This is a genomic window from Desulfosediminicola flagellatus, from assembly GCF_005116655.2.
Lineage (GTDB): Bacteria > Desulfobacterota > Desulfobulbia > Desulfobulbales > Desulfocapsaceae > Desulfopila > Desulfopila flagellata.
The window spans coordinates 5,337,561-5,357,818 of the sequence record NZ_CP050698.1; the positions used below are offsets into that span (position 1 = coordinate 5,337,561).

A 20,258-nucleotide genomic window follows, 5' to 3' on the forward strand; every position below is an offset into this window, starting at 1 on the left:
ACCATATGATTGGTATGAGCGCTCTCGGCAAGTACTTACTCTGTGCTTACCGGATGTTTCCCTTTAACCCAACATGGAGAGTATGCCTAATGTACACAGAAGCGTTTAAAACATTTACGGAACAGGCAGAAAAAAGCCTGTCTCCAATGACCCTATTCAACAAAATGATGGCTAAAAATATTGAGCAGATGACTGAACTTCAGGTCAATGCAGTTCGTGCATACAGCGAACTGGGTGTCAACCAGATAAAAGCCGCAACAGAAATAAAAGATGTAACCAGCCTAGCCTCGTTCAACAGTAGTCAGCTCGCCACCCTGGCAAAAATTTCTGAACAGGTTTCAGAAGACAGCAAAAAAATTCAGGATATTGCTCAGGAGTTCAAGGACGAGTTGGACGCCCTGGTATCTGAAAACACAAAAGCGACTGACAAAAAGTGACCTAGTGTCATATCATGTGTCAGATGTCGTAATCATGTGAAGCTTTTTCTCTTCCTGCGAGGCACGAGTGATGGAGCATAGCAGCGCTATGTAACAGAACGAGTAACGAAGTCAGGAAGTGAAAAGGGCGAACAGAATTAGACATCTGAGGCATGACAGGTCACTAGTCCACATGGACAGAGAACAATCATTCATTCGAAATGATATCACAGTCTCCTCCGGCGTCGGACGGTCCTTTACCACTGTGTAACTGACCGTCTTGCGATTTTCCGATCACCCATCTCTAAATATGTACACATAACACAAATAACCTTGTGCCTGCAGAATCGCCTCTACCCACGTGCCTGCCAGGTCATTTAACCGAAAAATATCATACAAATTTCGGTCTCATGGGAGGATTCATGTTTCAAGATTATATATCAGGATTTGTAGATCAATTTCAGAAGTGCAATGATCTGTGGTTGCAGGAATTTGATCGCAACAAGGCTGCATTCAACACCCCGCTCAACAAAGCTATCTACGAAATGAATATGGAAGATTTCTTCAGATTTTTTGAAGGAGCTGCCAACCAGCCAGCCACTCTCCTTAAGGTTCAGATGAACTGGTGGGAAAGTCAGTTGAAAATCTGGCAGAATATTGCCCTGGCCGAAAACGACGAGCCGGTAGTGAAAACAGAGAAAACCGATAAACGGTTCGATGACGAGTCCTGGCAGAAGGAGATGTTTTTTAATTTCATTAAACAGTCCTACCTGCTTTATAGCAAGACCATGTTCGAAATGATTGAATCAATCGAGGGTCTTGATCCCAAAGTGAAAGAACGACTTGTATTCTTCACTCGTCAGGCAATTAACTCAATGTCACCGAGTAATTTTGTACTCACCAATCCCGAACTGCTCAGACTGACGCTTGAAAAAGACGGAGAAAATCTTGTTAACGGCCTGCAACAGTTACGAAAAGATATGGAGACGAGTGCAGACGTGCTGCGCATCAGTATGACAAGCGATGAAGCCTTCCAGTTAGGGGAACACATCGCCGCCACTCCCGGTGATGTTATCTTTAAAAATGAAATTTTTGAACTCATCCAGTTCAGACCGAAAACAGCACAGATATTCGAGACACCGCTACTGATTGTTCCGCCGTTTATCAATAAATATTACATTCTCGATCTCCGGGAAAACAACTCAATGATCAACTGGCTGGTTGAACAGGGATATTGTGTTTTCACAATATCCTGGCTAAATCCGGGCAAAGAACACGCAACTATCGGTTTTGAGGACTATGTGCTTGATGGTGTCGTGAAGGCGGTATCAGTCATTGAAAATATAACAGGTCAGGAACAGGTCCATGCAGCTGGATATTGTATTGGAGGAACCGTACTTGGCTGCGCTGTTGCTTACTACGCAGCAAAAAGGATGAAGCCACGCATAAAATCCGCCTCATATTTTACGACCCTGCTTGATTTCTCCCTCCCCGGAGAAGTAGGAAACTATGTCAACGAACCACTCATCAATGCTCTGGAAATGCAAAACGAGGTGAAAGGGTATATGGATGGGCGGACACTGAGTGTGATATTCAGCCTACTGAGAGAAAACTCGCTCTACTGGAACTACTACATCGAAAATTACTTAAAAGGCAGTTGTCCCAACGATTTTGACATTCTCTATTGGAACGGTGACAGCACTAATATTACTGCCGCAGCCCATAGTTTCCTGCTACGCGAACTCTACCTGAACAACAAATTGATGGAGCCTAAAGGCATTAAAATCGGTACCGTCTTTATGGACCTGAAAAAGATAATGACCCCGAGCTATTTTATCTCAACACTTGATGACCATATCGCGCTCTGGCAGGGAACCTATAAAGGTGCGTTAAAACCACGTGGTGACACAACGTTTGTGCTGGGAGGATCAGGTCACATAGCAGGAATAATCAATCCTCCCTCAACAAACAAATATGAGTACTGGGTGAACGATAACCTCTGTGACAACGCAGATGAATGGCTTGATGGTGCAGAGAATCACAAAGGTTCATGGTGGCCGCACTGGAAAAACTGGCTCACCGGAAACACCAGCAGTGAAATGGTTGAACCATATCCACAAGGTTCAAATACTCATAAAATACTCGCACCCGCACCTGGGGAATATGTAAAACAACGATTGCCTATCAGTGAGAACGTTTAATGCACAGAGAATACAGGTAACTGCAAAATTTCCAGGCCCCGTTCAACACATTATATTTATTACGGAGCCTGGGTTTGCGCCTCTACCTGCGAAAAACTTTATTGCTGAAAAAGCATAGCAAGCTCTATTTTTTAGAGAAAGTTTCGTTATGAAGAAAATCTGGAACTTCACGCCTTTTAGGTGGTGAAGGGGCGTGATCTGGATATCCCATCGGAAGGAGGGCAACCACTTCATACTCTGCTGGCACTTCAAGCAATTCCGCTGCCTTCTCATGGTTAAAAAATCCAACGACAACAGAACCAAGCCCTTCGGCATGTGCCGTAAGAGACAATGTCTGGGTGATCAGGCCCAGATCAAACATCAGCCAGTCATCAAATTTTGTTGACTGCTGGCCTTTATAATAACCTGATTGTTTCTTTTTCCCGCAGATAACCAGAGTGACAGGCCCTTTAGCTATTGCCAAAGTAGCCGGATTTTTGGGAGAGACCATTTCAGCAAGTGACTGTAACCGTTTCTCGTCTTTTACAGCTATAATCTCCCAACACTGACTATTGGCCCAGGAAGGCGTCCAACGTGCAGCTTCAAGGATTCTCATCATCTTATCGTCTTCAATTGGCCGGGACTCAAAACGCCTGATACTTCTTCTTGTGGTGACAATCTCCATAAAGCTCTGCATGCAATCCTCCTTACAAAAAAGTGATTTCTACAAATTCACCATCAACTCGACTGAACAGAGTTTTTGGCTGATGACTTCAACATCCTGCCGCGATACCATGAGAAATAGGTTCCAACTAAGCAAAACGATGCAGATATCATAAAGACCACCCGAATTGTCAGCAGAAAACGATCGTAGTTGTCTGGTCCGATAGCTTCTCTGCCAACCAGTAATGATAAAGCCACCGTTGCCACGGCCATACTGAACATCTGTCCCAGAAGCCGCATCGTAGCTACCAGTCCAGAGGCCAGGCCATAATGACGCTTTTCAACTGCGCCCATCATTGCGCTCATATTCGGTGAGCTGAACAGGGCAAAGCCGGTTCCGAGCAAGATAAGATTAGCAATAATCAATCCAATCGGTGTCGCGGCATCAAGTCTACTGAATAGGAAAACACCAAGAACTGTAATTGCCATACCGCTTGTTGCCAGTAATCGCGGTTCAATACGATCAGAAAGGCGGCCTGCCAATGGCGATAGTGTAGCCATAACAACAGGTTGCGCCATAAGTACGCTACCAGCCATCTGGGGTGATAATCCTTTGATAAATTGCAGGTATAAACTGACTAGAAAAGTTACACCAAAGGTTGCTGAATAGTTGAGCAGAGCCGCATAGCTTGAATAGGCAAAGACCTTATTCACTGCAAAGAGCTCCACCTCAAAAACGGGATGCTTGCTCCTGCCTTGATGCCATATAAAAAAAACAGAACCGATACAACCTGAACAGATGAGCACGATACCCAGTGCAGAAGGCAATCGTGTCGCGCCATAAACCAGGCCCATAATCGAAAATCCATACAGTAGGCAGCCAGCTATATCCAGCTGTTGGTCACGATCTCCGTACCATTCACCCACCAGATATTTCAAGGTTAACCAGATTGAGAGAGCACCCATGGGTAACATCAACAGAAAGATCATCCGCCAGCCAAGATAATGCGTTATATATCCACCCGCAAAAGGCCCCACTGACAGACCAACATAGACAGCTGCGACATAAATCCCGATAACTTTTCCCCGTCGGCTGGGTGGGAAAATGGAGGTGATTATCGCCATACCGGTCGAGACAAACATTGCTGCCCCAAGCCCCTGAAGCACCCTGCAGAATATGAGCACGGCACCACTCTCGGCAAAGACGGCTGCCACAGCTCCAACGGTATACACTGCAAGCCCGGCACCAAATACTTTCTTTCGGCCGTGGATATCAGCAATTTTGCCCGAAGGGAGCAGACCTACAGCAACAGCCAGCAGATATGCTGTTGATATCCAGCTGAGCTGAACTGCATCCATCTGCAGTTCATTCTGTATTGCAGGCAGAGCCACATTGACCGACGAGATCATAAACGGCCCCATAAACGAGGTGAGTGTGGCCACAAACAGGGCTGAACGCTCCTGTGCCGAAGTGTTATCTGGTGTTTTTTCCATACAATGCTCTTAAAGCAAACAGGTTTTCCTTAAAAGGGACTGGTTTCCTTAACCTTTTGAAACTTTCAACCTATCCGCTTCTTGCCTGCAAAACAATAGATTTTACAGTAAAACTTCATCCCTTAAAGCGGTACATCTGATTGCGAGGAATGAGTAAGAGATTACCCAGCAGTTGCATATCTTTGGCTTTTAATGACAAGGCTTTCTTTCGCACTTCATTAATGACCTGTGCTGCACATGTTTTTTGCCAAAACCAGTCAGAAAAATCCGTAGGATCAGAAATATCTTCGGATCTGGTGGAGAGTGCCTCAAAGTAGAAAGCTTTCAAATCCTCCGCTGCCATCCTGAGCTTATCAGCCAGATCAACTCTTTCACAGTTTGTGCTGACCAATTTATCATGCAAAAAATCACTCAGGAAAGAAGCCAACTGATCCGGCCCCACGCCACAGAGATCGGAAGTTGTTCGCTTTCGTTTGCTGCCTGATACGGTAAACCAGCTCATCATAGAGTTAATTTCGGCACTGAGTTGATTGAGCAGAGAATCAATTGGATCTGGAGATTCGTTAAAACGTGTAAAATCTACAGGACATGCCGGAAGAGATTGTATAGAAGTGTCATTTTCTACATCACACGGAAAATCTTCAAGAATCGGCCCCTGATCACGCTCGAGCAAGGAAAGTGCCTTTTCGATCACAGCCTGTTGAAATTTAGCATCACCAGGTTTTCCGAGTGGACGGCCAAGTGGAAATGAGACCCAGAGAGCACGGGGTGCCAACATTTTTAAGGTATGTTCACGAATCAGACTAATCTGCGTTGTGGCCATACCTTCAGCCTCTAGATAATGTGAGAGCCCGCCAACTGCGCGCGTGCAATTAGGTCAGACTGGAACCAGCAGAACAGCATCCACCTTGTCATCTTTGAGTAGCGAGGCAACGATTCGTGCCTCCTGCTCCATATTCACAGGGTCAGTTGCTCCCATAAACGAGTAATGGTATGTGGCAACTGATTCTATTTGCTTGTTTGCAGCCAACTCTTTAAGTCGGTCCAGCGGGAATACGAGATTCATGTCCAGCTGGAAACCAGTTCGATCAAAGTTTGTGGAAATATGGCTCATCACCAGATCATTGGGATCGATATCAGAAGGGATAATCCTGTAGCCGGTATCACCAACTCCAAATGGAGGATCCCCCCGCCTGTGAAGGCCAGCTGTAGAGACAATAGCCACCCGCGACTGCGTAACCTTTACTCCCGGAACCAGAGGGGTGGCCGCATAGGTCGGACAGGGAAGATTCTGTAAATGTTCTCTCTCATGCTCCTCAAACTCGCGTAATCGAACCATCCACTCTCCTCATTATTTGTAAAGGTGCGTTTATCTAATAGGCAAAAGAGTTCAGACAAGTGCTTTATACAATGGACATTCAGTCTCTATAGGTAGCCCCTGTCGATATCTTCTGAGCAACTCTTTTGAACGATCGGCCAGCATTCTGCGAACCTCACGGCGGCGTCCTTTAATACGTGCAATATGCATCTGATCATAGGCAGTGGTATTATGACGCATCCAGGCAATTACAGCAGCCTGCGCACGTTCTTCAACTGGGATTCGCTCGGTTCGGGCAACCGTTCCTGAGCCAACTGGAGTTGCATGTTCAGTGACAGAACGTGCAAGTTGTTCAGCGACTTTCCGGTGATCTGTATGGAAATTCAAAAAGCGCAATGTCTGCTGATAAAATTCCTCGACATACTGACTATGTTTTCGATCTCTGCGTTGCTTGTCAGCGGCTTTTTTTCTTTCGAACTCCGGGGTTGCTCGCTTTGCTTCAAGCTCTGCTTTTGCAGAAAGAATATACTCTTCTTTGGTCCAGATCCCTTTTGACATTGTACGCCTGCCCTTCTGCACCTGGACCTGCCAGCAAACACCAAGCTTTTTTACATTTCTGGTAAGCGGCCCGTCCCCAGCTGCCAAAAAGGCCCAATCTGCGGGTGGTGTCAACACTTCACGTTTTTCAGAAATTACTGTTCCGATCTTAAAACCAGGGCTAACTATTCTGTTCTTATCAGGCATAAATATATAAATAGTGTTTATCTTTATTCTTTGTTTTCCTGTCTAGCGTTTTACCATAATGAGCTTGAGCGCAAGTCCCGCAAAAACTGATCCTGCAATTCTGTTGAGTATCTTTGTTGCTCGCTCAGACTTTGCCAACCACTCACCAAATGTTCCGGCAAGCAGGCTCACTCCTCCAAATATGAGTATCGTCGATACAATAAAAAGTGCACCGAGTACCATCATCTGGGGAATGATAGGACCATATTCTGGATTAACAAACTGCGGTAAAAATGCCAGGAAAAATATTGAAACTTTAGGGTTAGTCACATTCATGATAACACCACGGAAATACAATTTGTTTAATTGTAATTTTTTAACCGCACCAGTGCTATCCACTCCACCTCCAGCCTTAAACGACTGATAGGCAAGGTAAATGAGATATGCAGCACCGATATATTTCAGAGCATTAAAGGCCAGTGCAGATGTCTGAAATATGGCTGCAACGCCAAGACTCACAGCAGCAGTATGCACGAGAATTCCGGTGCAGAGGCCGACCGTTACAACAAGGCCTGCCCGCTTACCATGCTGGGCTGACTGGGCTAATACAAAAAGATTATCAGGTCCGGGCGTCAATGCCAGCAGGATAGAGGTAGTGAAAAACACGAGTAATGTTTCAATCGGTAACATAACCAGCTCCAGAGAGTATTAAACAAAAAAAGAGGGCGAACCGGAAATCCCGATCGGCCCTCTTTATCAGACAGTCTAACTCAATTAATTATCAACCGAGAAGCGCCTTAACCTTTGCCTTGATATCATCAGCGCCCATTCCCTGAAATGGAATCTGCTCACTGAGTCCACCCTGGCCGATCTTACAGGTACCCATGGTACCGAATTTCGGTGCAAGACCACGCTCAAGCAACCAGGTTCCATACTTAGAACCGAGACCAGTTTTGGAGTTCTGAGTTTCGACAACAAGAGCCATAGGAGATGTACCAATCTTCTCCATCATATCTTCATCGATAACATTCAGTGTCGGCTTATTGATAAGACCTACATCAATACCTTCAGCTTTGAGCTGCATAACAACATCGAGGCAACGATAGAGCATCTCACCGTAGCTGACGATATATCCCACAGTACCTTCACGGACAACCTCGTCTTTACCTGGAACGAAGGTGTATCCCTCGTCGTACATTTTGTTACCTTGCTCGCTTAAGATCCATGGAGTTGCAGAACGGGTGGTGTAAACAAAACGCAGACCGGAATCATTGAAAACTGTATTCATCATTGCTTTCAACTGTAATGTATCAGCAGGGAAATAGAGACGTGTGTCATCACCTTCAGCAAGAGCGTTATCTGCAAAGAAATTGTTGATTCCGAAGTGGCAAGTGTTATCCGCCATATCATCAACACCGGAGTGTGAGAAATGGGCAATAACGTTCGCCTTGTTGAGACGAGCCATGGTGACTTCTGAGATTACCATTTCCTGGAATGCAGCAAATGTACCGAAAATCCCCTGACGCCCTGCCTCTGAACCAAAACCGGCAGCAACAGAGTAGTTGTTACGCTCCATTATACCAGCGGTTACGTAGACGCCAGGGTGATTTTTACGGATGTGATGCAGACCACATGAACCTTCAAGATCAGAATCTACTACAAGAACTTTCTTTTCAATATCATCCATGCCATCAAGGATTTCGCAGACAACTTTACCGAAATCGTCACGGCACTTGCCCATCTCAGGTGTTGATCCCTGATAAGTAGCTTTTACCTTGTCTACCTTAAAGTTTTCAAGCAGCTCAACAGCTTCTGTGTAGTTGCGTTCTTTAAGGTAATCAACCGCAAGATTGACAGGAATAACGTCATGACCTTTCGGCAGACCTTCAATTCCCGGAACACCAACAGCCATCAGTCTTCTGTTTACAAGAGCAACAGGACCATCGGTAACCATTGCCTTCTGCATACGTGCAAACAGCGCGTCAAGATCTTCACCGTCTCCAGCATTAACCTCAAGACCGTGACCTGCAAGAGTTTTAACCAAGTCGTAACCCTTCATATACTTGGTCGGGTGACCGGCGATGGTTACATCGTTATCATCAAGAAAGAGTTTAACATTGAGCTCGCGCATAACTGCATATCGGGCTGCTTCAGCATCATCACCTTCCATTTGCGAACCGTCACTGCCGAACATGACAACGATTTTATCTTTGTCAGCTTCAGCTACACCGTTTATATAACTCCACATGTGACCAAGACGACCGGATGAGAAGAAAACACCTTCAGCATCGTCACGCTCAGGATGACCATAGTACCCTTTACCAAATTCGCGATAATGCAGCAGAGACTCTTCATCACGATGACCATTAAGAACTGCCATCATGTACTGAATAGCTACGCGATGTCCAGCTTCGTCGAAGTATACTGGATGAACCTTGTCGGAACCCTTCATAAAGCCGTCAGCAATCAGCAACTCAGGTACGATATCAAAAGCACCACCGGTGTGACCGCCAAGCCCTTTAACATTTGCCAGTGCAGTAAAAAAGATAAGGCTGTCGCGCACTATACGGATATTCTCCTTAAGAGTAACGCGCTGCTCATCAGTCAGCTCTGTCTGGTTCAGGTCCAGCTTTAATGGGGTATAACCGCTAAGGTCAATAGGGAATTTCATTTCTTTCCTCCGGGGAAATTCTACTCAGATGGTAATAACGGGTTTGAAGTCTATTATACAGAAAGCCCGGTAATAGGCTGTATTCAGTAGATTTTTATGGCAACAACCAATACATGTAGCTATTAATCAGGCATGGGTATCGACACCATAGTGGTGTTGATACCCATACATACACATCTAGGATAAGGCTAAAGCCCTTATCTCATTAAATAAATGTTTGTTTATTCAGGTGCGCCAAGACGTCTTGAAAGTTCCTGGGCAGTGTCGATAACTTTATTAGTAATTCCAAGCATCTGCTCATAACTGTCGAGATCGGTGAGCGTTGATACACTCAGTGCAGCACACACTTCTCCGGTATTATCCCGGACAGGTGCGGATACGCAGCGGACCATTTTCCAGTTTTCTTCATCATCAGTTGCCCAACCGCGCTTACGTACCTCAAGCAGACTTGATTTGACCTCTTCTGCGTTAACTCGGGTATTTGGTGTAAGCTTGACAAAATCAACCTTTTTAAGAATCCTGTCGACTTCTTTATCCGGCTTCCAGGCTAACAGAACCTTGCCCATTGCGGTAGAATGCACACCAACTCGCTTGCCGGCCCAGGTATCTATGGATATTGAACCGTGTACATTCTCTTTCACAAGGTAAATAACCTCAGAACCATCAAGGATACCAAGATGTACAGTTCGTTGTGTGTCATTTGAAAGTGCTTTGACAAGCGGCCGCGCTTCAGTGGTCATATCCACATGAGCTGCTGCCTTTGCACCAAGTTCGATGAGGCGCAGGCCAAGGGTATACCTGGCACTTTCACCAACTTCACGAATAAATCCAAGGGATTCAAGGGTGCTTATAGTTTTATAAGTACTGCTTTTAGGGTGACCAAGTGTAGTATGGATCTCGGTAAATGAAGCTTCTCCACGCTGAAGGAGAAACTCGAGAATCTCGTTGGCCTTGATAAGTGCCGAAACGGCATAGAATTTTTTTGGCATAACTCAACACGATAACTTAGGAAACAGCAGTCTGTTTTCTTTTGCTGTTTGATTACAGCTTTCTTCTAAAGTTTCACTTAGGAAACCACATCTAGAAAATGCTCTTTCTTTGCCGTTATGTCAATATAAAACTACCTCCTGATCCCCCAGACACCTACGATTTTTACATTCCACGCCATTACTGTTACAGTTTTCAAGGCTTTGCCACATGGCAAGCAACCATACTTTCTCCAACTGGTCGTATTAGCGGTACCTCTTTCGGGCAGACATCAGTCACTACCGGACAACGAGGATGAAAAGTGCACCCGGAAGGCGGGTTCATCGGTGAGGGCAACTCCCCTTTAAGTACAATGCGTTTTTTCTCTTTAAAAGGATCAGCAACCGGCGTTGCCGAAAGCAATGCCTGGGTATAGGGATGTTTAGGGTTTTCAAAAACAGTGTCCCTGCTGCCTGACTCTACAGGAACCCCGAGGTACATAACCATTACATCATCAGCAATATGGTGAACAACAGAGAGATCATGGCTAATAAAAAGATACGCGAGATTAAGACGCTCCTGCAATTCAGCAATCAGATTAAGTATTTGTGCCTGAATAGAAACATCCAGGGCTGATACAGGTTCATCGAGTACGAGAATCTCTGGCTCAAGCATAAGAGCACGCGCTACCGCAATACGCTGACGCTGACCACCAGAAAACATATGTGGATAACGATCATAATGTTCAGGACGCAGCCCAACCATATCAAGCATTTCCCGAGCCAGCTTTTCACGTTCAGCTTTGGTTTTTTCTGTATTAACTAAAAGCGGCTCTTCCAGCGCATGTCCGATTTTCTGTCGTGGATTGAGTGAGCCGTAAGGATCTTGAAAAACAATCTGCACCTTGGAGTGATAGCCTCTGCGTTCTGCCGGGCTCAGATTTGCAATATCCACACCGTCAATTTTCAATACACCCGAGGTTGGCTCCTCAATCATCGTGACAAGTCGCGCCAGTGTAGATTTACCACACCCGGATTCTCCAACTACGGCAAGAGTCTTGCCACGTTGAAGACTGAAAGAGGCACCATCCAGAGCCTTCACCACTGCAGGATCCTTGAAGGTTCCCCTGCTCACATAGTAATGACGCGCAATATTATCTGCTTCAAGAACTACTTCATGTTTCATGCCGCAACCCCCTTGTTCTCTGGATGCCCTATTGGTTTGCCATCAAGAAGAGGATAGTGACATAGTGCCCTGCCAACCTTCTCGTCTGCTGCTTTTGGAGGTGTAGTGCGACACAACTCAGTAACAAATGAACACCGCGGGGAAAACAAACATCCTTCAGGTCGGTCAAACTGACCAGGAACAACGCCCAGAATTGATGGAAGAATTTTTGCATTACTTCGTTCAGGAAGAGATGCAAGCAAGGCGGCTGTATACGGATGATGCGGATCTGTGAAAAGGCCTTTGACATGCTGCTTTTCAACCTGCTGACCTGCATACTGAACAACAACCCTCTCTGCAGTTTCTGCCACAACACCCATATCATGAGTAATCAGGATAAGTGCCATATTCTGCTCGTCCTGAAGTTTTAACAGTAAATCAAGAATCTGAGCCTGAATCGTCACATCAAGAGCTGTTGTAGGTTCATCAGCAATAAGAAGACGGGGGTTACAACTGATAGCCATAGCAATCATAACTCTCTGACTCATACCGCCTGAGAGTTGATGCGGAAAAGCTGACAGCCGTTTCTTAGGTTCAGGAATGCCGACCAATTCAAGCAATTCAAGTGCCCGTGCATACCGATCTTTCCGATTCATATTTTTATGAACCTTGAGTGATTCAGTCAGTTGAAATCCAACTGTAAAGCAGGGATTAAGGCTGGTCATCGGTTCCTGGAAAATCATGGTCAACTCACAACCAATGATAGACCGCATCTGCTTGGTATCCATCGTCAGCATGTCGCGACCATCAAACCGCAACACATCGGCGGTTACGGTTGCAGTCCAGGGCAAAAGACCCATCAGAGCCAGCATAGCCACAGATTTACCGGATCCGGATTCCCCTACAATAGAGACGATTTCGCCGGGGTTAACATTCAACGTCACCCCATCCACTGCCTTAAACTGTCCACCGGCAGTCAGGAATGAGACTGACAAATTTTCTATTTCAAGTAATGACATCTTTACTAAGACCGTTTGAGTTTCGGATCAAGGGCATCACGCAGGCCGTCACCCATAAGATTGATGGCAAGCACCGTAAGTAAAATCGAAAGACCGGGAAATGTTACAACCCACCAGGCGCGCAAGATAAACTCCCGGGCCTCGGCCAGCATGGTTCCCCATTCAGGAGTTGGTGGCTGAGCCCCCATTCCAAGGAAACCAAGCGCTGCAGCATCGAGAATTGCGGTTGAGAAACTGAGTGCCGCCTGGACAATCAACGGAGCCATGCAGTTCGGCAAAATTGTAACAAACATCAGTCGTAAACGTTTTACCCCGATCACCTGAGCAGCCGTAACATAATCCCGCGTCATCTCACCCATAACTGCAGCCCTGGTAAGACGGACATAATGCGGCTGCTGGACAATCGCGATAGCTATCATAGCGTTTATTAAACTCGGCCCGAGCAAGGCAACAAGTACCAGAGCAAGTAGTAAACTTGGAAAGGCCAAAACGACATCCATAACACGCATGATTGCAGTATCCACCTTGCCACGGAAAAAGCCGGCACAAAGCCCAAGAAAAATCCCGGCAAAAAGGGATACAGAAACGACAATACAGCCGATAAAAAGGGAAAACCTTGAGCCGTAAATCAACCGAGAAAGTAAATCCCGACCAACAGCATCAGTACCCAGTGGAAAACGCAGGCTACCGCCATCCTGCCAGAATGGTGGTTGAAGAAACGCTTCGCGGTATTGGTGATTGGGAGCATGAGGGGCAATAAAATCAGCAAAAATCGCAATCAGTACAACGCAGACGAAAAAGACCATCCCGATGACTGCTCCGCGATTCTCACTGAAATACGACCAGAATTCCGCGAGCAAAGCCATCCGGCCTCCCGTGCGGGTATCTAATGTATTCGAAATAGTAGGAGCTTCTGACATAATTTAATCTGTGTGTCGAATTTGTGGGTTAATCAGGCCATAGAGTATATCTACAACAAGGTTGACCAGCATTACCACCGCGGCGATAAGTAACAGACCACCCTGCACAGACGGATAGTCACGTCTGAAGATTGAATCGACCATCCACTTGCCAATTCCCGGCCATGAAAAAATGGTCTCTGTAAGAATCGCTCCGGCAAATAAAACGCCGACCTGTAGACCAATAACAGTGATAACCGGAATCATTGCATTACGAAGCGCATGTAAACCTATTACACGTCCAGGTCCCATACCTTTTGCCTTAGCTGTTCGCACATAATCTTCACTAAGCACTTCAAGCATGGCTGAGCGGGTCTGGCGCGCAATAACCGCAAGCGGAATGGTGGCCAACACTATAGAAGGCAGGATCAGATGAGAGACTGCTGAGGCAAACGCCCCTTTCTGCCCGGAAAGCAGACTGTCTATCAACATGAATCCGGTGACCGGATCAAAGTAATAGAGTAGCGATATTCTACCAGAAACAGGTGTCCATCCAAGCGTACCGGAAAACAAAATAATGAGTAGAAGTCCCCACCAGAAAATTGGCATAGAGTACCCTGTTAGAGCACCCGCCATGACTGAGTGGTCGAATACCGACCCTCTCTTAGTTGCGGCTATCATCCCTGCGGGTAGTCCGAAGAAAATGGCAATAACAATTGCACACAGGGAAAGCTCAAGTGTCGCAGGAAAGAGTGTGAAAAACTCTTCAGTCACAGGCCTTTTAGTAATAATTGAATTACCTAAGTCACCATGAACAAGACCATCAGCATAGGAGATGTATTGCTCCCAGATAGGACGATCAAACCCGAACTCCTTCATCATCTGAGCATGTCGCTCTTCGGACATACCACGTTCTCCTGCCATCAGAAGAACAGGGTCACCAGGAAGCATACGAATAAAGATAAACGCAACCACGGTCACCCCAAAGAACGTAGGCAGTAGAATACCCAGCTTCTTCAATAGGAATTTAAACATTAGAAATTACTTCAAGAGGTTTTTCATAAAAAATTCATAAGGGTACTAAAACGTATATTACAGGTACCCTCAAAGGAGTCGGGCCGGATAATTGTTGAGATTATCCGGCCCGCAGAGCCTGTACTATTTCAGGTCAACGCCATAAAAAATGTGACCGCCAAAAGGATCGATTTTATAATCGACAACTTCCTTACGAATCGGCTCATATACAACAGAGTGTGCGATGGTAGCCCAAGGAGCCTGCTCCTTGAAAACAACCTGTGCCTGCTCGTAAAGTTTGGTACGCTCAGCAGGATCTGCAACAACTTTTGCTTTCTGAATCAGATCTTCGAACGGCTGATAACACCATTGAGCACGATTGGATCCACCAACACCGTCACAGCCGAGAAGCACTGCCAGGAAGTTGTCTGGATCTCCATTATCTCCGGTCCAACCAAGGAGTACGGCACCATCACGATCTTGATCTTTGGAACGTTTGAGGTACTCACCCCACTCGTAAGATACGATCTCAGCTTTTACACCAACCTCAGCCCAATCAGCCTGAATAACTTCAGCCATACGACGTGCATTAGGGTTATACGGACGCTGTACAGGCATAGCCCAGATCTTAGTGGTCAGATCTTTAATACCAGCATCCTCGAGCATCTTTCGTGCTGCAACAGGATCATAGCTGTCATCTTGAACAGCATCATTATATGACCAGATTGTTGGAGGAATTGGATTCTTTGCAATTTTACCGGCACCTTGGAAAACCGCATCAAGGATAGCCTGCTTGTTTACAGCCTTGTTCAGCGCTTTACGTACGACAGGGTTATCAAATGGAGCCATCTTGGTGTTGTAGGCAAGATACCCAACATTCAAACCTTCTTTCTGCATCAGGTTAACATCCGGATCTTTAGACATCGCTTCGATATCGGCAGGATTCGGGTAAGGCATAACATGACACTCGCCAGCCTTAAGCTTCTGATAACGTACTGAAGCATCTGGAGTAATAGCGAAAACAAGATTATCGATAGCTGCTTTTCCCGCCCAGTAGTCAGGATTGGCTGCATAACGGATAACAGCATCTTTCTGGTATGCTACAAGCTGGAAAGGTCCGGTGCCTACGGGGTCCTGGTCAATAACTTCAGGAGTACCGGCAGCCATTAACTTGTCTGCATACTCTGCGGAAAAAATAGAAGCAAAATCCATTGCCAAGTTGGCAAGCATCGGTGCTTCTGGCTTCTTCAGCATAAATTTCACAGTATAATCATCTACCTTCTCGATTTTCTGAATCAAGTCGGGCATGCCCATACCATCAAAATATTCATAGCTACCACCAGATACTTTATGGAACGGATGCTCTTTGTCGAGCTGACGCATAAAGGTGAAGATAACGTCATCTGCGTTAAATTCGCGGGTCGGTGCGTATTTTTTAGTGGTATGAAATTTTACACCTTTGCGTAAGTGAAAGGTATATACCAAACCGTCATCAGAAATTTCCCAGCTCTCAGCCAAACCCGGTACGATCTTGGTTGCTCCACGCTCGAATTCAACGAGTTTATTAAAGATCTGACGGGATGTTGCATCGAAGGTTGTTCCCGCAGTATAAAATGCTGGGTTAAATCCCTCGGGGCTACCTTCTGAACAGTAAACCAGAGTTTTAGCCTGGGCACCGAGTGCTCCCACTGTTAATAGGGATACACCACAAAATGCTGCAAACAATTTTGTCGTTTTTCTCATGTGTTTCTCTCCTCATGTGTTGTTTTAAAAGATGATACAAACTCGTCTTGAAAAAACTGTGCTCTACTTTTGTATACAGTTACACATCCTCTAAATAGAGCTATAACTGATTTGACGTTTAGGTCAAGTATTTAGAACAAAATTCGGTTAAATCAAACACGCTGATCAACATTTCACTTCGGGAACCACACAGGAAATATACACTTTGCACCACGAACAGAACTGATGATGCAAAGTGTTACCAACAACAACTACCTTAAGGGAAATAGGTGATAAACTATTTCTTTTCCTGTGGCAGGATAAGATTAAGCAGCAGACCGAGAATACCGGCAAGACCAATCTTCTCAATAGCAAATGCGCCTGCGGTGAATTTCATTCCACCTATACCGCAAACAAGAATCACCGCAACGATGATCAGGTTACGCGGGGTTGTCAGATCTTTTCCGGACCGGACCAGAGTATTGATACCAACAACTGTAATCATACCGAAAAGCAGAATCATAATTCCGCCCATAACAGGTGTTGGAATGGTCGCGAGGATAGCTCCAACCTTACCGACAAAAGAGAGCGTGATCGCAGTAAGAGCCGCCCATGTCATAATCGCAGGATTAAATGCTTTGGTCAAGGCAACCGCACCACTTACTTCAGAATAGGTGGTGTTTGGCGGACCGCCGAGCAGAGAAGCAATTGATGTCGCGATACCATCACCAAGCATGGTCTTCTCGATACCGGGGTCTTTTACATAATCTTTTCCGGTGATGGAACCAACTGCCAGGACATCACCAAAGTGCTCAATTGCCGGAGCAATAGCCACTGGAATAATGAAGAATATCGCTTCCCAGTTCCACTCCGGCATAGTGAATGCCGGCATAGCAAACCACGCCCTATCTGCAACAGGTGCCAGAGAGATGAGCGCTGGTGCAGTCCAGTTCTGAAGATCACCGGGAACAAAAGCCGCCTGCGTGGCGGCAGTAAAACCTGTGAGATCAAGCACTACTGAAGTGGTATACCCTGCTATAATTCCGCAAAGAATAGGAATAAGTTTTAACCATCCACGACCAAGCAGGGAAACAAGAGCCGTGGTCACAAGAGAAACACCCGCGATAATTATCGCAGTTTTCTCAGGAACCAACCAGGCAGAGCCGTCTCCGGTTCGACCCATTGCCATATGAACAGCAACGGGGGCCAGGACCAGTCCTATCACCATAATAACCGGGCCTGTAACTATCGGTGGCAACACCTTATGCAGAATGTCTGAACCGAAAATTCTGATGAGAAAGCTCAGGATTACATAAAAGATACCGGCCGCAGCAAGGCCGCACATGGTTCCAGGAATACCCCATGTCTGAACGCCGTAAATAATTGGTGCGATAAATGCAAAAGATGATGCCAGAAAAACCGGAACCTTTCCTTTTGTAATTACCTGAAACACCAGAGTACCAATACCGGCAGTAAACAGGGCCACATTAGGATCAAGACCCGTCAGTATCGGAACCAGGACAAGTGCGCCAAATGCCACAAAGAGCATCTGAGCACCAAGTAAGCTGTCACCGATTCGGAACCGGTATTCAGTGTTTTGTGCGTCTACAGACATAATGCATTTCCTCCCTTTTTCGAAATCTATTTCTATAAGTACACACCTGGTTACAGTAATTGTAAAAAGGCAATTGTAGGTAAAACTATATAACGCAACACAAACGCTATCCCTCCAGTCCGAGGAAGTAACTTTCAGCAGTGCTGTTAAATAGTTACTTGCAGATATTGCAGGCAAAAAAAAAGTCATTACAGAAACTGTAATGACTTAATTGGCTACTTAGTGCCGAAGATCTTATCTCCGGCATCCCCTAGCCCGGGTAATATGTAACCCACATCGTTAAGCTTCTCATCAATGGAGGCGACGAAAATATCAACGTCCGGATGAGCTGAGGTGATTTTTGCAAGGCCTTCAGGGGCTGCAACCAGGAATAAACCCTTAATGTCTTTACAACCAGCCTTCTTTAGTGTCTCTATGGTCGCAAGAAGCGTACCACCAGTTGCAAGCATAGGGTCGAGAATAAGCGCTGTACGCTCTTCCATCTGAGTTGCAGTTTTAACATAATACTCAACCGGCATCAGCGTATCTTCATCACGATAATACCCAACAACACTTACCTTGGCAGAAGGAATAAGGTCGATAACACCGTCCATCATTCCAAGACCTGCGCGCAGGATAGGAACGATAGTAATTTTCTTACCTTTAATTTCTTCAACCTCAACAGGACCAGCCCACCCCTGAATAGTTTTCTTCTGGGTCTCCATATCCTTGGATGCCTCATATGTAAGCAACCTGGCTACTTCCGATGAGAGGTCTCTGAAGTCCTTGGTGGAGATATCGTGCTGGCGCATAAGGCCGAGCTTATGTTTAATGAGTGGGTGATTCGGGACATGTACAGCCATAGTATTCTCCTGATGGTGGCTTTAGTATTTTAGAATATGGCAGGCAATAACCCAGGTGAACCAATGTGTACAACACGTGAGCACACAACGGCTTTCACGGATAACAAAAATCACGCTGTTTTCACTACCTGACCAAAATCTCCCTAAACGCTATTCTCCGGTTACGACAGGTCATCTGTTATATAACATACCGGAAAAAAGCAAGGCTTTTCAATTGTTGAATTGAGCTCCTGGCTCAGTCGAGAGCTCTCGGTCTTCCCAGCCGGGTCAACGGCAAAAGCTCAACAGCCACAATGCCGCTCAGAATCAGGAGGGCACCTGACATCTGAAAAAGAGTAAGCCTCTCAGCGAGGAAAAGATACCCTGCCAGCGCTGCAAACACTGTTTCAGAGCTCAAAATAATCGCAGCATCAGCCGCCTGCGTATAGCGCTGGCCCACAACCTGTAGTGTAAAAGCCATGCCTACCGAAAACACCCCGACGTACCCGATGCCAAAAAGAGCGCTTTCAAATTCAGCTAAGCCGGGTTGTTCAATAACGGCACCAAAGATGAGCCCAAGAAATCCGCATACGAAAAACTGAAAGGTTGCAACAACCAGCGGTGCGCGAGTACGTGAAGCGATATATCCGACAAGAAGTACATGGGTCGCCCAGAACAATGTGCTGGAAATTACCCAGAAATCACCAAGGCGTAATGCAACCTGCTCAGCACCACTCATTATATATGTGCCGACAAAACAACCGATCGACGCAGGCCAGACTGACCAGTGCACCCGGCGACGCAACACTACCAAGCCGATGACAGGCACCATGGGCACATAAAGCGCCGTAAGAAAACCTGCGTTGGTGACCGTTGTGTTCAATATGCCATATTGCTGCAAAGCTGCGGCGGTAAAAAGCACAGAGCCTGTAACAGCAAGGATAGCCCAGTCCGAACCAACAAATTTACGCTCAACAGTATTAACTTTTTTAAACTGCAGAATCGCAAAAGGCAGCACCACCAGTCCACCTACCATGAAGCGGGCACCTGTAAAGCTGATCGTCCCGAGGTTCCCTGTACCTACCTGCTGCGCCACGAAGGCACTACCCCAGATTATTGCAGCAAGTGTAAGAAGTAAATTCGCTTGGATACGACTCATGCTAACCCCGTTTTTTCACGATTTTCGATAGAACGTCCATTCCGTCCTCCCGGCAACCCCAGAATTTGTAAACCACAGTAAAATGGATATCTCTGTACCAGATACAAGAAGTTTGAACAGTTGTATGCAAAATCGTGCTATGCAGTTGCAGTAATGTATTTAACTACACTTTTCTATGCAGTTTTCACCAAATATTTGGGCGAAATTTGCGCACGGCAGTATACAGTCAAAAATCTATTTTACAAGAGCATGCGCAAAAAATGATAAAATTTCCCATTTGCCTGTCGCTGCAAAGGAGCGTTTACCTCTCAAATCACGTTCGTTTTTATGCAGCATAGGTTTCGAACGAAATTGAAATTGACATTGTTATGCAATTACAGAATAATACACCGAAACACTTAGCAACCTTAAGAA

General features: G+C 45.8%; 18 protein-coding genes. 2 read left to right on the plus strand and 16 right to left on the minus strand.

Annotated features, from left to right (window positions below):
- The first annotated feature begins 89 nt into the window (after positions 1–89).
- Positions 90–437 (plus strand): phasin family protein, encoded by a 348-nt coding sequence (locus tag FCL46_RS22085; RefSeq protein WP_136808867.1) that lies wholly within the window; start codon positions 90–92, stop codon positions 435–437.
- A 401-nt stretch (positions 438–838) separates the two neighbouring features.
- Positions 839–2,617, plus strand: a complete 1,779-nt coding sequence (gene phaC, locus FCL46_RS22090; protein WP_136808866.1) for a class I poly(R)-hydroxyalkanoic acid synthase — start codon at positions 839–841, stop codon at positions 2,615–2,617.
- Positions 2,618–2,741: 124 nt separating this feature from the next.
- Here phaC and FCL46_RS22095 read toward each other — a convergent pair whose 3' ends face one another.
- From FCL46_RS22095 to FCL46_RS22170, 16 genes are all read right to left on the minus strand, one after another.
- Positions 2,742–3,293, minus strand: a complete 552-nt coding sequence (locus FCL46_RS22095; protein ID WP_136808865.1) for a nitroreductase family protein — start codon at positions 3,291–3,293, stop codon at positions 2,742–2,744.
- 41 nt (positions 3,294–3,334) lie between these two features.
- The gene (locus tag FCL46_RS22100; RefSeq protein WP_136808864.1) at positions 3,335–4,753 is read right to left on the minus strand and encodes an MFS transporter; all 1,419 of its coding nucleotides are present in this window, start codon (positions 4,751–4,753) and stop codon (positions 3,335–3,337) included.
- A gap of 115 nt (positions 4,754–4,868) precedes the next feature.
- Positions 4,869–5,576 carry a hypothetical protein gene (locus FCL46_RS22105; RefSeq protein ID WP_136808863.1) on the minus strand — a complete coding sequence of 236 codons (708 nt, stop codon included), beginning with the start codon at positions 5,574–5,576 and terminating at the stop codon, positions 4,869–4,871.
- 54 nt (positions 5,577–5,630) lie between these two features.
- A complete protein-coding gene (locus FCL46_RS22110) occupies positions 5,631–6,092 on the minus strand; it encodes a glycine/sarcosine/betaine reductase selenoprotein B family protein (protein WP_136808862.1) in 462 nt (153 codons plus the stop codon).
- A gap of 51 nt (positions 6,093–6,143) precedes the next feature.
- A complete protein-coding gene (locus tag FCL46_RS22115) occupies positions 6,144–6,815 on the minus strand; it encodes a DUF2293 domain-containing protein (RefSeq protein WP_136808861.1) in 672 nt (223 codons plus the stop codon).
- 42 nt (positions 6,816–6,857) lie between these two features.
- Entirely contained in the window at positions 6,858–7,484 is a 627-nt protein-coding gene (locus tag FCL46_RS22120) for a LysE family translocator (RefSeq protein WP_136808860.1), read from the minus strand.
- Positions 7,485–7,575: 91 nt separating this feature from the next.
- Positions 7,576–9,465, minus strand: coding sequence for a transketolase C-terminal domain-containing protein (locus FCL46_RS22125; protein WP_136808859.1), 1,890 nt, complete (start codon positions 9,463–9,465; stop codon positions 7,576–7,578).
- A gap of 221 nt (positions 9,466–9,686) precedes the next feature.
- Positions 9,687–10,454, minus strand: a complete 768-nt coding sequence (locus tag FCL46_RS22130; RefSeq protein ID WP_136808858.1) for an IclR family transcriptional regulator — start codon at positions 10,452–10,454, stop codon at positions 9,687–9,689.
- A gap of 193 nt (positions 10,455–10,647) precedes the next feature.
- Positions 10,648–11,616, minus strand: a complete 969-nt coding sequence (locus tag FCL46_RS22135; RefSeq protein WP_136808857.1) for an ABC transporter ATP-binding protein — start codon at positions 11,614–11,616, stop codon at positions 10,648–10,650.
- Entirely contained in the window at positions 11,613–12,614 is a 1,002-nt protein-coding gene (locus FCL46_RS22140; RefSeq protein ID WP_136808856.1) for an ABC transporter ATP-binding protein, read from the minus strand. The genes FCL46_RS22135 and FCL46_RS22140 overlap by 4 nt, the downstream gene beginning before the upstream one ends.
- A gap of 5 nt (positions 12,615–12,619) precedes the next feature.
- Positions 12,620–13,534: an ABC transporter permease subunit gene (locus tag FCL46_RS22145; protein WP_136808855.1), complete on the minus strand. Its 915-nt coding sequence runs from the start codon at positions 13,532–13,534 to the stop codon at positions 12,620–12,622.
- A gap of 3 nt (positions 13,535–13,537) precedes the next feature.
- Positions 13,538–14,548: an ABC transporter permease subunit gene (locus FCL46_RS22150; RefSeq protein WP_136808854.1), complete on the minus strand. Its 1,011-nt coding sequence runs from the start codon at positions 14,546–14,548 to the stop codon at positions 13,538–13,540.
- A gap of 123 nt (positions 14,549–14,671) precedes the next feature.
- A complete protein-coding gene (locus FCL46_RS22155; protein ID WP_136808853.1) occupies positions 14,672–16,270 on the minus strand; it encodes an ABC transporter substrate-binding protein in 1,599 nt (532 codons plus the stop codon).
- A 277-nt stretch (positions 16,271–16,547) separates the two neighbouring features.
- Positions 16,548–17,864 (minus strand): uracil-xanthine permease family protein, encoded by a 1,317-nt coding sequence (locus tag FCL46_RS22160; RefSeq protein ID WP_136808852.1) that lies wholly within the window; start codon positions 17,862–17,864, stop codon positions 16,548–16,550.
- Between the two features lie 215 nt (positions 17,865–18,079).
- Positions 18,080–18,706 (minus strand): uracil phosphoribosyltransferase, encoded by a 627-nt coding sequence (upp, locus tag FCL46_RS22165; protein WP_136808851.1) that lies wholly within the window; start codon positions 18,704–18,706, stop codon positions 18,080–18,082.
- A 235-nt stretch (positions 18,707–18,941) separates the two neighbouring features.
- On the minus strand, positions 18,942–19,844 hold the full coding sequence (locus tag FCL46_RS22170; RefSeq protein WP_136808850.1) for a DMT family transporter: 903 nt from the start codon (positions 19,842–19,844) through the stop codon (positions 18,942–18,944).
- Between the last annotated feature and the right edge of the window lie 414 nt (positions 19,845–20,258).